Origin of the sequence: Flavobacterium esculini (assembly GCF_048284325.1) — a bacterium.
Classification (GTDB): domain Bacteria; phylum Bacteroidota; class Bacteroidia; order Flavobacteriales; family Flavobacteriaceae; genus Flavobacterium.
The window spans coordinates 1-15,116 of record NZ_JBLVPI010000006.1 but is presented as its reverse complement, the minus strand read 5'-3'; the positions used below and the strand labels follow the sequence as shown (position 1 = coordinate 15,116).

Sequence of the window (15,116 nt, the reverse complement as noted above, 5' to 3'; positions counted from 1 at the left end):
AAAAGTATGACATTTTTATTAAAGGTTACTTCTTCCTTATGCTAAATAAAACTCAGGAAGAAATTTATTGAAAAAGACCCGCCTAACACACTATAATTTCAAAGTTATGAAAAAAAAATTGGAAGCCGATTTAATCAGCATTGCACACAGAATATTACAACTAAAAAATAAATCTGATATCAATCAATTATATCTGGAAACGCAGAAACTGTATGAAAAACTTTCTGTCTTGCGATTTGTAGACGAGCATTTTAGTGAAGCAAAACCAACTATTGGAATTGTTGAAATAGAGAAAAAAATTGAGGAAGTTTTTGACCAAAAGGAAACTGTACAATCCGAAACTAAAACAACTGTTGAAGAGATTACAATCGAAAAAAACACAGAAAAAACGGGATTATTTCAGCCAATTGCAACTATTGTTCCTGAGGAAATAATTACTGAAGAAACTATCGAAACGCCTCTAGAGAAAAAAGAAGAAATCGTTGCAGCGGAAGAACCAGTAATTGAAGAAGAAATAGTAGCAGAAGAGGAAACCGCAATTGAAGAAGAAATAACAGCTCCGGAAACTGCTCCATTCCTGCCCGCTTTCGAATTATCAGAAGAAGAGGAAGTGGAAGAAGAAAAAGTAGCTGAAATTGAAACGCCAAAGAAAATGGAAGCAGTCCAGATTTCTTTCGAAGATTTATTAGGTGGGAATTATAGTGATACCCAGTTTGTAAAAGTACATCCGCTTGAAAATATCCCTACTGCCATTGCAATTGATTTCGAAGAAAAACAATTGGATACTATTGAAGAAGTGAAACCGGAACCGGTGGAACCAAAAACAGCTTCCTTAAACGAAAAGTTAGCTAAAAATATCAATATTGATTTGAATGATCGCATTGCATTTACAAAACACCTTTTTGGTAACAGCAGTGAGGATTACAACCGTGTTTTAAATCAATTAATCACGTTTGACACGTTCTACGAAACTAGAGATTTTATTCAGGAAATGGTAAAACCAGATTATAATAACTGGGAAGGAAAACAAGATTACGAGGAACGTTTTATGGACATTATCGAGAAAAAATTCTTGTAATTCTGTTTGAATTGTTCTGAGTGTTCCTTCGAACAAAAACAAAATAATAAAAAAAGGAATGGATTTTAAGTTTTAAAATTGATTCCGTTTTACTTCTTATCTCGAAAATTCGGGATGTGTTTAATTTTTTAATTTATGTCAAAATTATATATCGTTCCCACACCTATCGGCAATCTCGAAGACATGACTTTTCGAGCGATTCGGATTCTTAAAGAAGTCGATTTGATTCTCGCCGAAGACACGCGAACTAGCGGAAAATTGTTGAAGCATTTTGAAATTGGCACGCACATGTACAGCCATCACATGCACAACGAACACAAAACCATCGAAAATTTAATTTCGAGATTAAAAGCCGGAGAAAATATCGCCTTGATTTCGGATGCGGGAACGCCTGCCATTTCTGATCCTGGTTTTTTATTAACCCGAGCTTGTGTCGAAAATGGAATTGACGTAGAATGTTTGCCTGGTGCAACGGCTTTCGTTCCTGCATTAGTCAATAGCGGCTTACCCAATGACAAGTTTGTTTTTGAAGGATTTTTGCCTGACAAAAAAGGACGTCAAACTCGCTATTTAGCTTTGGCAGAAGAAACGCGCACAATGATTTTATATGTTTCTCCGCATAAATTAGTAAAAACTTTAGCGGAATTCATTACCTATTTTGGCGAAGACCGACAAATATCAGTTTCACGGGAATTATCAAAAATGCACGAAGAAAACATCCGTGGAACGGTCAAAGAAGTCGTAGCCCATTTTGAAAAAATAGCACCAAGAGGCGAAATTGTCGTCGTAGTCAGTGGAAAAACAATTACCAAAGACCCTAAAAAATCAAAATTTTCATCAGAAGAATAATATAAATATGAATACAGCATCTTTCTTAGAAAAACTAAAAGAAACTCCGGAAGCAATTGCATTTACAGAAACCATCGCTACCATTGAAGAAAACTATACTTTTACTCCAACTACATTTCAAAACGGTTCTCAAATCAATGCCGCAGGAGAAAATTCCGGCTCTTGCAAATTATTTGCTTTTGCCCAATTACAAAACTTAACCGAAGCAGAAACATTAGCCTGTTTTGGAGCCTATTATTTTGACGACGTTTTGAAAAACCCAGAAGGAACGGATCATCAAAACATTCGTAATTTCATGAAAACAGGATGGAACGGAATTCAATTTGATAGAATAGCTTTGATCTCAAAATAGCATTGCTAAAATTGTAAAACTCTTTCCTAAATATAAAAAACCAAACTATATGCGTTGGACCATTAAATCAAAACCTTCCGAAGATACCGTGAAACATCTCGCTCAAGCTTTGAATGTAGAAGATTTTGTGGCAACATTATTAGTGCAACGTGGCATTGAAACTTTCGAGGGTGCCAAACGATTTTTTCGTCCCAGTTTAGATGATTTACACGATCCATACTTGATGAAAGATATGGAAAAGGCGGTAGAACGTATCGAAAAAGCGATTGAAAACCAAGAGAATATTCTCGTTTTTGGCGATTATGATGTCGATGGAACAACAGCTGTTTCCCTCGTTTCTTCGTATTTAAGAACCTATTATCCTAACGTTGCCACTTATATTCCGGATCGTTATGATGAAGGGTACGGAATTTCTTTTAAAGGAATTGACTTTGCCGATGATAATGGATTTTCACTTATCATTGCTTTGGATTGTGGTATAAAATCCATAGATCATGTGGCCTACGCCAAAGAGCGAAACATTGATTTTATCATTTGTGATCACCACAGACCTGGAGTAAACTTACCTGAAGCCGTTGCGGTTCTCGATCCAAAACGGGATGATTGTAACTATCCGTATGATGAATTATGTGGTTGCGGAATTGGTTTCAAATTGATTCAGGCTCTAGGTCAAAACCGTGAGGAAACCATCGAAGACTTATTTCCTTATTTGGATTTGGTTGCGGCTGCCATTGCGGCTGATATTGTCCCGATGACTGGCGAAAATAGAGTATTGGCATATTTTGGATTACAAGTCATCAACACTCAACCGAGACCCGGAATCAAAGCTTTGATTCACCAAGTAAAAAAACAAACCTTAGATATTACCGATGTCGTTTTTATCATCGCACCAAGGATCAACGCTGCGGGTCGCATCAAACACGGTAATCATGCGGTGGAATTATTAACCGAATTTAATTTTGAGCAGGCGCAACAATTTGCCTCTGAAATCGAAAAATACAATTCCGACAGGAAAGAATTAGACAAACAAATCACCAAAGAAGCACTTTCGCAAATTGAAGACAATCAGGAAAAAGAGCGATTCACTTCCGTAGTTTTTCAAGAAGATTGGCACAAAGGAGTCATTGGAATTGTAGCTTCCCGATTGATAGAAACCTATTATCGTCCAACCTTAGTTTTTACCAAAAGTGGCGATAAATACGCAGCTTCTGCTCGCTCTGTAAAAGGATTTGATGTCTATAATGCACTCGAAGCTTGTGCGGAACATTTGGAGCAATTTGGTGGTCACATGTATGCTGCCGGAATGACTTTAAAAGAAGAAAACTACCAACTTTTCAAAGATGCTTTCGAAAAAGAAGTCGAAAAAACCATCCATCCTGATATGTTGACTCCAGAAATTTCAGTTGACGCCGAAATTAATTTTGCCGATATTACTCCAAAACTGACTCGGATTCTAAAACAATTTGAGCCATTTGGACCGCAAAATATGACCCCCGTTTTCTTAACCAAAAATGTAAAAGATACCGGTTACGGAAAGCCAATGGGTCAAGAAGACGAACATTTAAAACTGTTTGTAAAACAACATAATTCCGAGGGCATTGCTGCGATAGGCTTTGGCTTAGGCAAAAAATTAGAAACTACTAAAAACGGCCACCCTTTTGAAATGGTTTATTCTATTGATGAAAATGAATGGAAAGGAAATGTCAGTTTACAATTACGATTAAGAGATATTAAATAATATGGTTACAAAAATGAAACACTCACACGATCCTTATGCAGCCTTACGTTATAAAGAATTCAATACTTTTTTATTATTACGTTTCGCCATGGTTTTTGCCTGGTCCATGCAGTTTATCATTATTGAATGGCAAGTATACAGTATCACCAAAAATCCACTTTCATTAGGAATAATTGGATTAATGGAAATAATTCCTGCTATTGCCATGGCCTTATTCGCAGGACATATTGTAGATCAAAAGGAGAAAAAAGGACTTCTTTTCAAGTGTATTTTAGGATTTTCAGCAATCAGTTTTGGGCTGTTTATGTTAACTTGGCCGCCAATTGTAAGTGGATATTCTACACAAGCAATTTTGTATGGCATTTATTTTCTGGTTTTTCTGGGCGGAATTGTACGTTCCTTTCTCGGCCCAACGATATTTTCGCTTTTATCATTGATTGTTCCGAAAAAAGTGTATCCAAACGCAGCCACATGGAGTAGTACGGTTTGGCAAATAGGCGCTGTTTTAGGACCTGCTGTAGCGGGTTTTTCAATTACTTTGATTGGTGTTCACTGGTCAATGTGTTCCGTTTTTTTATGTTCCGTTTTTTCTTTAATCGTTTTGTCCCAAATAGCCGCTAAGCCTATTTTGAACCCAAAAATTGGGGAACCCATTATGGAAAGTTTGAAAGAGGGCGTGAAATTTGTTTTCCATAACAAAACCATTTTGGGAGCTTTATCACTGGATATGGCGGCGGTTCTTTTTGGCGGAGCGGTAGCTTTGTTACCCATTTTTGCCCAGGATATTTTAAAAGTCGGACCCGAAGGTTTTGGTGTGTTGCGAGCTGCTCCAGCTGTTGGTTCTTTCTTAACACTGATTATTTCAGCCTATGTGCCAATGAATAAAAACGCGGGAATAAAGCTTTTGTCAGCGATTTTTGCTTTTGGAATCTGTATTATTGTCTTTGGACTTTCCACTATTTTCTGGTTGTCTGTATTGGCATTGTTTTTAAGCGGTGCTGTTGATGGAATTTCGGTGGTGATACGTCAAACTATTTTGCAATTGAAAACTCCGGATCACATGCGGGGCCGAGTTTCGGCAGTGAATTCAATCTTTGTGGGCTCTTCCAATGAATTGGGTGCTTTTGAAAGCGGATTAACAGCAAAATTAATGGGAACGGTAACTGCAGTTGTTTTTGGCGGAAGCATGACACTTTTGATAGTGCTTGGAACGGGAATATTCTCGCCGGGCTTTAGAAAACTGGACTTACAAAAGGACATTGACGAACATGAAAAAGGCGATTAACAAACAGAGATTTTCTCAAAACACTTTATATAGCTAGTCGGTAAAATAATCTCAGGATTTCTTACCGATTTTTTTATGTCTTTTTTATATTTTTTTATTTAGAATAAATCTAAATAATTATTATATTTGTTTTAAACAATTTTCATATGAAAGAAATAAAACAGATATACTACAATGATTCAGGAACTTCTTTTTACTGGAAAAAAGAAGATGAAGTAATAACAGACAAAATTCAATTGATTTTTAGAGAAACGGGGTTTTATTTTACCAAACACGAACTCCAAGTTTTTAAATATTGCATTGAAGAAAGTAGCATACTAAATAAATGTTGTGACGATTGCGAACTTAAAAACAAATGCCAGAAATTCTTACTAAAAACACCTTGTTCCCAAATTGATTTGTCCGTTTCCATGGAAGAATTAAATGCCGTAAAAGACTTGGTGGAAGGGACTTTGTTTAAAATGAATCTGGATGATTATTTATATGGTGTAGGGATGAATTAGTTTTCATACTTTTTGATTTCGAAAGTATCGCCATCAAAAACACCATACGTGAAATACGTTATCCAGTCACCAAGATTAACATATTCGGAATTTTCACCAACCGTTACTTTCATTGGCAAGTGACGGTGTCCAAAAACAAGGTAATTGTAATGTTTGGTTTCTAGTTTTCTTTTGGAATAGAGAATCAACCATTCCTTGTCTTCACCAAGAAAGGTTACATCTTCATCACCGGAAATCAATTTATTTTTTACCGAAAGATATTGCGCCAATCCTACTCCAATATCAGGATGAAGCCATCTAAAAAGCCATTTTGAGAATGGATTTGTAAACACTTTTTTCATGCGTTTGTACCCCAAGTCACCGGGACCTTTCCCATCGCCATGACCCACTAAGAACGTTTTATCACCAAAAGTATATTCCTGATTATCATGATACACCGGAATATTCAACTCTTTCTGGAAATAATCATCCATCCACAAATCATGATTTCCCACGAAGAAATAAATAGGGATTCCGCTGTCGCGAATTTCGGCCAGTTTACCCAAAACACGAATAAATCCTTTTGGGACCACTGTTTTATATTCGAACCAAAAATCAAATAAATCACCCACTAAAAAAATAGCTTCCGCGTCTTTTTTTACCTCATCGAGCCAAGCCACAAATTTTTGTTCTCTCGGAAAACTCAATTCCGGGGTTGGGGCTCCAAAATGCTGATCGGAGGCGAAATATATCTTTTTGTTGTTCGGTAATTTCATGAAGCTACAGTATCGATTTCATATTGTCACTTGCAAACCATTCGGCGAAAGAAGATTCGGTTTCCTGTAATTTTAGGGAGAACAATTTAATTCCTTCCGGTAATCTTCTCATTATTCTTTGAGAAAAATCGACTACCATATTCTCGCTTGTTGGCTGATAGTCTACCAAAATAACGTGATGTCCCCGATTTTTTAATTCGTTTGCTAATTCAATATGAGGAGTGGTTTCGTTAAAAACCGTAGCATGGTCAAATTGATCTACAATTTCTTCTTTTACAATTTTTTTCAAATCAGAAAAATCGATTACCATTCCAAATTTTACGTCGTTACGGTTTTCGATTGGCTGCCCTATTACGGTTACTGACAATTTATAACTATGCCCATGAACATTTTTACATTTCCCGTCATAACCATACAAAGCATGACCGGTTTCGAAACTAAATTGTTTTGTAATTCTGATATTGCTCATCGAAGTTTAATTTTGATTGCAAATTTAGCAAATTGATATGAGAAATGAGTTGTAAATCTTGGTATTTGGATTCCAATGGTGCCTAGCCCTGATGGAAACGGCATCCTTTTGAGAAGCTGATTTTTCTTCACCTTCTCAAAAGATATAGTGGACAGCAGGAAATAGCTCCTAAAGAAATTCTAAAAAGATTACTTTTTAAATTGAGACAACGCCTTTTTGGTAAAATCAGATAATACTAATCTCCCCGAAATAGCGGCACGCTCCAGCAATAGTGTTTCCCAATCTTGGGTTCCTTCCCACAACACTTTTTTCATTTCCAGTAACGCTTCCGGGTTATAACTGGCCAATTTAGCACTGAAATCAGTTATTGCGACATCAAGTTCTTGGATAGTTTCGAAAGTATTGGCATACAAACCCTTGTCTTTTGCCCAATCGGCGGTTTTCCATTCGTGTGCTGCCAGCGTCATTTCAGCCATGGCCATTTTTCCAATTTTTCTGGAAACTACGGGTTCAATTACAAAGGGTCCAATTCCTATCGCCAACTCTGATAATTTGATCGAAGCATTGCTTGTTGCCAATGTATAGTCGCAAGCCGAAGCAATTCCTACGCCACCCCCAACTGCTTTTCCGTGAATGCGCCCAACAATTAGTTTGGAGCAATTTCTCATGCCATTAATCAAATGTGCAAATCCCGAGAAGAATCTGGTTCCTTCTTCTAGACTAGAAACCGCCAAAAGTTCATCAAACGAAGCTCCGGCACAAAAAGCAGCCGTGCCTTCGCTTTTTACAATAATCACCGATACAGCGGCATTCGTACTCAACCTATTGAACTCCTTTGTTAGACGGTCTAACAATTCTCTTGGAAAGGAATTGCTCGCCGGATGACCAAATTCAACTGTTGCGATTTTATTTTCGATTGTTGTGATGATCGAACCTGTTGGAATTTCTGTTACCATAGCACCTATTTTGATGTAAAGTTAAAAAAAGTAAAGGATGCTTTTGCTTTTTTTTCAAATAGTATGGATTTGTATTTATGAAATTTGCTTTTTGCTTTATTAATATCTTATATTTGCGATCTAGTTTGGGGGATTAGCTCATTTGGCTAGAGTGCTTGCCTGGCAGGCAAGAGGTGACCGGTTCGAATCCGGTATTCTCCACCAGTAAAATCAAGCCTTACAGAGATGTAAGGTTTTTTTATTTTATCTAAGTGCCCTTTTAGAGTGTAGTTTCGGAAAATTATATGAAGTAATTCTAGTCTTACTACTTTTTTAGTCGAAAATCTTAAATTGCCCTTCAATATTCCGCTTGTTCCATTTATTTGAAGTTGGATATGGAATTTGAATAACGCACCAAGCCGTATTATGAACATGGAAAATCATTGTCAATTTATTATTTCTTCTCCAATCCCGCACAACTATGTACGAAAAGACATTTTCTTGAATGTGAATCCATTTTTTTAATTTAAATTTTTCAGAATGTGTCAGTAATACTATTTCTGATGGTCTTGTTTCTTCGGCTTGAAAAGGATAGAATCCAACACATTTAAATAAATTTAGTGGAGCGTGTTTTTCATATTTGTTATAATAAATTCCGAAAGCATACTTTTCAATAACTCTTTTTAATCTATCAATTTCTGGTTTAAAATAAGTTCTACCATCTTCTTCTTGAACTAGGGAATTTAATAGCCGTTTATATAATGTACTATTTCGCTCTCTAGATTTGTAAATTTTCCCTCCTGATTCTGTTCTTGTAACTAAAGGTCCACTTTCGGATAGCGTAGCCAAAACATTCAAAAAATATTCTTCATCTAAAGAAAATGAATTATTGCATATTTGACACGCTGGAATTGTTATTAAATTATTCGGATATGGTTTTTCCAATAAACCTTTTGATGGAACATGTTCTCGATTATTTGCCTTTTCTCCGCAATACAAACATTTCAAATCGTCTTTCAAAATCGAGTTTTATTAAAAAATTACATCAAACGTTCTAGGATTACATAGGGTATAGGATTAAATTAAGCCTATTATTCGGATTTGCCAAATACAAAACCAAATTTCCATAAACCAAATGCTCAAATCTGTTTTAGTTTTATATGTTCATTTTTATTTTATCATATTAACTAATGTATAATGCTTTCCTTTTTTCCAAATATTTAGCAACGATTCAAAAGGTTTAGGAAGGCAACTAACAACAGAATCTACAATTTCTTCAGCTGTCTGTTTACCTACTCCGTTTAAACTAAATTTACCTAAACTATTTGTATCAGAGCGTGAATGTTGTATTAATGCTTCAAGTATATCATTAGCTGAATCAATAACCTTATCTTTAATCATCTCTTCAATTTTGAAAATTATGCAGTTAGAAAAATCTGCATCAGAATTTAGGAGTATTAATTCTGTCCCACCCGAGTATTTCCAAGAAGTTTCTAGTTCTAATTCGTCAATGAATAGTGCAAAAAGTTTTTGACTAAATTCCCATTTAAAGCTTACTCCATTGCTGTATTTTACAACTCCTACTTCTTCTTTATCTGGAGCATAAATGTCATTCCAGTATGCTCCGTAACCTGCACAATACACATGAAGTCTCTCACTAGTTCGACTATCTAAATACCCAAATCTTTTGATGATGTCTTCATATCCAAGTTTAGAAAATTTGGGAGCGAAAAGAATACAGCAAATTGCATTATTATGTTCCTGTCTATGTTGTTTTATTGCGTTTAATGATGGAGCTTCAATCATATTATTCAGATTATTATTTATGGTTTGACTTAAATGAGGTATTAATGTCCTATCACTTTAAAATGAAGTGTGCTTAGTAGCCTTCAATTTTCGACTTTGTAGAAAACATAATAAAGAGATTTAAATTATCCTAATCTTCATTTGGATAGAGACGTGTATTAGTGTAATATTTTATTTTTTTATTTCGTTCCACTTTTCAATAATTCTGAGAATTACATGTAGATTGTCAACACATGCAAATATCATTTGATAACCTTGTATTACACATGGTAAACTTCTGTCTATTTCAATCAAATTAAACGAATTTTCAATATCACTACTTGGTAAATGGGCATCTCCGTGTCTTAATTCGTATACTCCAACAAATGTGCTTAATATTTGTCTTGCTTCTTCTTGTGGTATCTTTAGCGATAAAAGGTTTTCGACAGTTTTTAAAGAACCCCATTTTGTGTTTTTAGGAGGTATTGCAATTTTCTGGAGAGACTCTACGTCAATGTCATCAACAATTATTCTTGCAATATCCTTAGCAAGAGAGAATAAACCTTTCTCATCAACAGCTCTAAATCTGTTTATTGATTTTATTATATTATTAATTGAACTGTGTCCTCTGAAAAACTGGATACTGAGTTGCTTTTTAGCTGCTTCATTTATTTCATTAATAACACTTTCAATGAATTCTTCAGGAGCAAGAGTGGAGGCAGGGTCTGCTTTTACCTGAGATGCGTGTAATTCTTTGGATATACCACCTTCTGGAGAAATATTGTGTCCTGCCCAAATTTGTTGTTGCCATAATGGCAAATTACCTATGTCTTTTGCATATACCGTAATTAGACCTAAGTCATTCATTCCAAAATGAATTCCCCAAGCTGGTGCGCATGAAACACTACCTGTGTCTTTTGTATACCAATTTAAAAAGCTACCCCGCTGTGATAATAAAGTTGAAACTAAATCTGGTTTAAACCAAAGCCATTTACCTCCTTTTTTCAAGTCACTTCCGCTTTCTTTATTTCCTGTCACATCAACAATGTAAAAAATATCAATTGGTTGTTTATCTCCTAATACTATTGGGCTTATTTTAGATGGATTAATCCATTCGTATTTCCAAAGTTCTGCTATAATTCTATACAACTTCTTCCCTTTAAAACTTTTTTCATAAAATTCAGATTTTACATTAGTGTCATTTGGAAAAGAAGTCATATCAGGCACGTCATCATCTTCATCAATATCAGTTCTGCCTACATGAGAAACTGCTATTTTCTGTCCAAATGAAAATCCGCCTTCATGGATTTCTAAAACTCTACACTCCCAAAAATCTTTACCGTCTTTACTATCTTTAGAATCTTCATTCCATGAAAGAGTAGATTTATTGTCGAATATTTTATCTCTACTGAAATAAGAAGTTATGTATAATCCGCAACCTCTTGCACACAAATAGTCTTTGAGAAATTGATTTTTGATTTGAAGAACTATAGGTAAGCCTTCATCATCTCGTTCAAGTTTTGCAACTTCTACGTATCCTTCTTTTGGGCATAGCCAAATATCTCCTTCTCTTTTTAATCCTAAACTAATAACTAAATCTTGATGCAAGTGCCATTCATTGTTGTCAAAATTGTTATCAAAACTTTGATTTAAGACTAAATGTATTCCTTCAAAATCTTCACCTTCGTATAAGTCAGATTGCATATATTTTCCACCAAAAAAGCTAAAACCATGTATATGACTTATCCCAATATCACTCCAATTCAAATTTTCAGTCTCAGTTTTTTTGTCAACAGAAATCATTACAGAACCATGACCAATAAATTCTTCTTGGTAGCCAATTTTACCAAAACCTATATCATTTCGTATTGATTTTTCTGCACGAAGAGGAATCCAAACTGAATTATCCAATTTGCGTTTTCTCAAATCTTGCATTTCAAACCATGATTGATTCATATTCTGAGTGATGTTATGTTTTAATATTGCACTTAAGGTCTTGCTAGTACAGCAGGTTTGAGACTAAATAAAGCTCTATTTCGGATTTGTCAAATCATCTCAAATACAAAACCAACTTCCCATTAAGTAAATTGCCCAAATCCATTGTAATTAGCTGTAGTTATTGTAGACTTACGAGAATTTGAATCTTTTTTTCCAAGTCACTTGTGTCAATTTTACCTTTAGCTATTGACAAAGCTTTTTCATAGAATGGTAATATAAATTTTGAAAAGCTTCTTTTCTTAAAAGGGTTAGTTTCCTTTTCCATTTTTTCAAACCGTAAATCACCAAATTTTAATAAAAGAGTTGTTGTAAAACTAAGCTCATTATTAATATTTCTCTCCATCACTTTTTCAACCATATTATGAAACTCTGTATCATTTTGATGAATATCATCTTTCCCATGGTACCTTTCTAATTGTTCGTGAAGTTCTATTTGCTCTATTGATGGGCTATCAAATCTTATATTATGTCCCTCAAACATATCCGTTCCTGAATTATACCAAATACCAGAATCATGAAATTCATCAAAAAATTTAACTGCATTTGCAATTTTAAATCCTTGAAGTCCATTTTCATTACCAAGTATTGTTACAGTACATTTATTGGGGAAGTAACCAATCACATCTTTGTCTACTTTATAACTTTCAAAATGTTTAAAAAATTCCTGTTTGAATGTTTTTAAAAAAGAGGTTACATTTTCAATTAAAGGAAATAATTGGTCTTGAAGATTTAACTGATAATATGTGGTTCCGTCTATATTGACAGGTTCAGAGTCATGTAGAATAAATTCTTCATCTGATAAAGAATAAGTTGAATGGAAAAAATTGTTTCGTATTGCTGTGTGAATATTTTTTTCAATAAAGTCAACAATATTTATGAAATTAGAATCATAAAGTTTTTCGAGTAAAAAATTTTGCTTTTCACTAATTCCTAAGAAGCGTTCATACTTTTTAGTTTTCCAATATAAATATGATGATGGTTTTAGACCTAGATTAATATTGCATAAACTGCCAATTATATTATAAAAATCACTATTTTCTTGAAAAGTAGAATATATTAACAATCCAATTCTAATTTTCTTTTTTGGTTCTGCTTCAGTATTGTAAAGTTCTATGTAATATTCCATAGCCTCGAACCATTCGTATAAATTAGTTATTAATTTATGAGTTCCTAGACCTCGATAATTGATTAAAGTTTGAACAAAATCAAACTCATTTTTTGTTTTTGCTCCTTCAAAAAGGCGTATCAATTCGTTGTTAATTTCCTCCATTGTTCTGAATAATTATTGCTAACTTATTAATTTGATGACTCTGCTACAGCTTTACACCTTATTTTTGGTGATTGTCTGTATTTATGTACACATTTTTTCAAAACCCAATTTACATTTTATTCTTTACAAATCATCGAATGAACATTTTATTTGTAAGATACTTTTTAAGCTTTAGGAAAACATATCTTTCAATGGTTTTGCTTCATAGAATATACTATTCATTAAAATATCCAAACCCTATTTTGTTAATTTCCTTTACGACCTGAACCTTGTCAATATAATTATTCAGTGTTACTTTTGCTGACCTTTGATATCCCAAAGACTCAATAAAACCCGTTTTAGTATGCAATTTGGTTAAAAACGTTTTTCGCAAATGCTTAATACTAAAATCATCAGAGAGTCCCGCTTTCTTTCTAAAAAAAGTAAACGAATGGCTTAATTGGGTTTTAAGAGTTTTTCTAGAAATATCATAATCATCGGCAATCAGATATTTATCAGCACCTAAATATTTCTTATACTCTAATCTATTCAATAAGTTCTCTAACTCAATTGAGGTTGGAATCATAACTTTTTTAGGAGCCTTGGTGTTGTTCCAATTATGAGCCCTTTCAAATTTTAAATCTGTTCCAACTAAATGTTGAATATTTCCATCATCATCTAAAACAATATCGGAAAACTTTAAAACCATGGTTTCTTCTATTCTCATACCTGTATATGCAACTAATTCAATAGCATCTTTAGTATAATGGAAAAACCGGTCAAATTGATCACCACTTTCCAGTGTAAATTGACCACCAGTTCCGGAGCAAACTGACCACCACTTTCCAATTCAAATTGACCACCTAATTTTGGGGTAAATTGATTATTAAAAACTACTGACTTTTTCATGTTGTTAGAACCATACATTCGTTAAAAAAATACGGATTATGGCAAACAAAATAACAGACATGAGTAAAATTAGAAAAGTAATTAAATTCTATTGTGACGGAAAAAGCAAGTTATTTATAAGTAGCTACTTATCCCTTTCCAGGAATACGGTAAAGAAGTATATTTCTTTATTTGAAGTTCTCGGATTAAGCTTTGAATTAATTGATAAAAAAACAGATGCAGAACTAGAGCTTTTGTTTTCACAGACTACTGTGGAATCAATTAGTCCCAAATTGCAGACACTCCATAGTTTTTTCCCTAAAATGGAGCGTGAACTAAAAAAAGTTGGCGTTACCATACAACATATGTGGGAACAATATATTGCCATAAACCCTGAAGGTTACAGGAGTTCTCAATTTGCTCATCACTACAAAGTATGGAGTAAACGAGTCAATCCCGTAATGCATATGAATCACAAAGCCGGTGATAAAATGTATGTGGATTATGCCGGAAAAACACTCTCCATTATTGATAACGACACTGGGGAAATCAAAGAAGTACAATTTTTTGTAGCTATCTTGGGAGCCAGTCAATACACGTATGCCGAAGCTTCCATGAGCCAGCAAAAGGAAGATTTTGTCACTTCGGTAGAAAATGCCATGCGTTTTTTTGAAGGCACTCCTGAGGCAATTGTCCCCGATAATTTAAAATCTGCAGTAATAAAAAGTAGTCGTTTTGAGCCAACAATTAATGAAACCCTGGCCGATTTAGCCGAACATTACGAAACTACAATCTTGCCAGCCAGAGCTTATAAACCCAGAGATAAGTCATTAGTTGAAGGAGCTGTTAAGATATTGTACAGAAGGATTTATGTAAACTTAAAAGAAACTAAATTCTTTAGCCTTGAAGAATTAAACCAGCAGATATGGGATTTATTGGATACTCATAACAGTCGAAAACTCACAGGACGCCCTTACTCTCGAAAAGAATTGTTTTTAGAAGATGAGAAACAAAAACTGCGCCCACTGCCACAAGAGCGCTTTGAAATCAAATACCAATCCTTTGCAACGGTAATGCAAAACGGGCATGTCCAATTAAGTCAAGACAAAAATTACTACAGTGTTCCATATCAGTATGTAAAGAAAAAAGCGAAACTCTTGTACACCAAATCAACCGTGGAGATCTATTATAAATACAATCGAATAGCTGTTCATGAACGAAATTACAAACCT

The 15,116-nt window shown here is 34.4% G+C and carries 16 protein-coding genes and 1 tRNA gene; 8 read left to right on the top strand and 9 right to left on the bottom strand.

What is annotated here, in order from left to right; genetic code table 11:
• Window positions 1-106 precede the first annotated feature (106 nt).
• The 6 genes from ACNQGG_RS06880 (at window position 107) to ACNQGG_RS06855 (ending at window position 5,805) form a co-directional block, all read left to right on the top strand.
• Window positions 107-1,078, top strand: a complete 972-nt coding sequence (locus ACNQGG_RS06880) for a hypothetical protein (protein ID WP_417962460.1) — start codon at window positions 107-109, stop codon at window positions 1,076-1,078.
• Between the two features lie 135 nt (window positions 1,079-1,213).
• Window positions 1,214-1,927, top strand: a complete 714-nt coding sequence (gene rsmI, locus ACNQGG_RS06875) for a 16S rRNA (cytidine(1402)-2'-O)-methyltransferase (protein WP_039108596.1) — start codon at window positions 1,214-1,216, stop codon at window positions 1,925-1,927.
• 7 nt (window positions 1,928-1,934) lie between these two features.
• Entirely contained in the window at window positions 1,935-2,279 is a 345-nt protein-coding gene (locus ACNQGG_RS06870) for a HopJ type III effector protein (protein ID WP_417962458.1), read from the top strand.
• 49 nt (window positions 2,280-2,328) lie between these two features.
• Window positions 2,329-4,017, top strand: a complete 1,689-nt coding sequence (recJ, locus tag ACNQGG_RS06865; protein ID WP_417962456.1) for a single-stranded-DNA-specific exonuclease RecJ — start codon at window positions 2,329-2,331, stop codon at window positions 4,015-4,017.
• 13 nt (window positions 4,018-4,030) lie between these two features.
• Complete coding sequence (locus tag ACNQGG_RS06860; RefSeq protein ID WP_417962454.1) at window positions 4,031-5,302, top strand: MFS transporter; 1,272 nt, start codon at window positions 4,031-4,033, stop codon at window positions 5,300-5,302.
• A 146-nt stretch (window positions 5,303-5,448) separates the two neighbouring features.
• Window positions 5,449-5,805: a hypothetical protein gene (locus ACNQGG_RS06855; RefSeq protein WP_417962452.1), complete on the top strand. Its 357-nt coding sequence runs from the start codon at window positions 5,449-5,451 to the stop codon at window positions 5,803-5,805.
• On the opposite strand, the gene ACNQGG_RS06850 is transcribed toward ACNQGG_RS06855, so the two are convergent.
• The 3 genes from ACNQGG_RS06850 to ACNQGG_RS06840 all read right to left on the bottom strand — a co-directional run bounded on the left by ACNQGG_RS06850 (window position 5,802) and on the right by ACNQGG_RS06840 (window position 7,985).
• The gene (locus ACNQGG_RS06850) at window positions 5,802-6,560 is read right to left on the bottom strand and encodes a UDP-2,3-diacylglucosamine diphosphatase (protein ID WP_417962450.1); all 759 of its coding nucleotides are present in this window, start codon (window positions 6,558-6,560) and stop codon (window positions 5,802-5,804) included. The genes ACNQGG_RS06855 and ACNQGG_RS06850 overlap by 4 nt on opposite strands.
• A 4-nt stretch (window positions 6,561-6,564) precedes the next feature.
• Complete coding sequence (locus ACNQGG_RS06845) at window positions 6,565-7,029, bottom strand: 6-pyruvoyl trahydropterin synthase family protein (protein ID WP_417962448.1); 465 nt, start codon at window positions 7,027-7,029, stop codon at window positions 6,565-6,567.
• A gap of 188 nt (window positions 7,030-7,217) precedes the next feature.
• Window positions 7,218-7,985 carry an enoyl-CoA hydratase/isomerase family protein gene (locus ACNQGG_RS06840; RefSeq protein ID WP_417962446.1) on the bottom strand — a complete coding sequence of 256 codons (768 nt, stop codon included), beginning with the start codon at window positions 7,983-7,985 and terminating at the stop codon, window positions 7,218-7,220.
• 127 nt (window positions 7,986-8,112) lie between these two features.
• Between ACNQGG_RS06840 and ACNQGG_RS06835 the strand changes: the two genes are divergently transcribed.
• A tRNA-Ala gene (locus ACNQGG_RS06835) sits at window positions 8,113-8,189 on the top strand.
• A 108-nt stretch (window positions 8,190-8,297) separates the two neighbouring features.
• Here ACNQGG_RS06835 and ACNQGG_RS06830 read toward each other — a convergent pair.
• The 6 genes from ACNQGG_RS06830 to ACNQGG_RS06805 form a co-directional block, all read right to left on the bottom strand.
• Entirely contained in the window at window positions 8,298-8,984 is a 687-nt protein-coding gene (locus ACNQGG_RS06830) for a hypothetical protein (RefSeq protein WP_417962444.1), read from the bottom strand.
• Between the two features lie 150 nt (window positions 8,985-9,134).
• Window positions 9,135-9,770 carry a hypothetical protein gene (locus ACNQGG_RS06825; RefSeq protein WP_417962442.1) on the bottom strand — a complete coding sequence of 212 codons (636 nt, stop codon included), beginning with the start codon at window positions 9,768-9,770 and terminating at the stop codon, window positions 9,135-9,137.
• Window positions 9,771-9,941: 171 nt separating this feature from the next.
• Window positions 9,942-11,705, bottom strand: coding sequence for a hypothetical protein (locus tag ACNQGG_RS06820; protein ID WP_417962440.1), 1,764 nt, complete (start codon window positions 11,703-11,705; stop codon window positions 9,942-9,944).
• 160 nt (window positions 11,706-11,865) lie between these two features.
• On the bottom strand, window positions 11,866-13,017 hold the full coding sequence (locus ACNQGG_RS06815) for a hypothetical protein (protein ID WP_417962438.1): 1,152 nt from the start codon (window positions 13,015-13,017) through the stop codon (window positions 11,866-11,868).
• 214 nt (window positions 13,018-13,231) lie between these two features.
• A complete protein-coding gene (locus ACNQGG_RS06810; RefSeq protein ID WP_417962436.1) occupies window positions 13,232-13,723 on the bottom strand; it encodes a hypothetical protein in 492 nt (163 codons plus the stop codon).
• 14 nt (window positions 13,724-13,737) lie between these two features.
• Complete coding sequence (locus tag ACNQGG_RS06805) at window positions 13,738-13,905, bottom strand: hypothetical protein (protein ID WP_417962434.1); 168 nt, start codon at window positions 13,903-13,905, stop codon at window positions 13,738-13,740.
• Window positions 13,906-13,943: 38 nt separating this feature from the next.
• Between ACNQGG_RS06805 and istA the strand changes: the two genes are divergently transcribed.
• On the top strand, window positions 13,944-15,116 hold a 1,173-nt coding region (istA, locus tag ACNQGG_RS06800; RefSeq protein ID WP_417962432.1), incomplete at its 3' end, for an IS21 family transposase.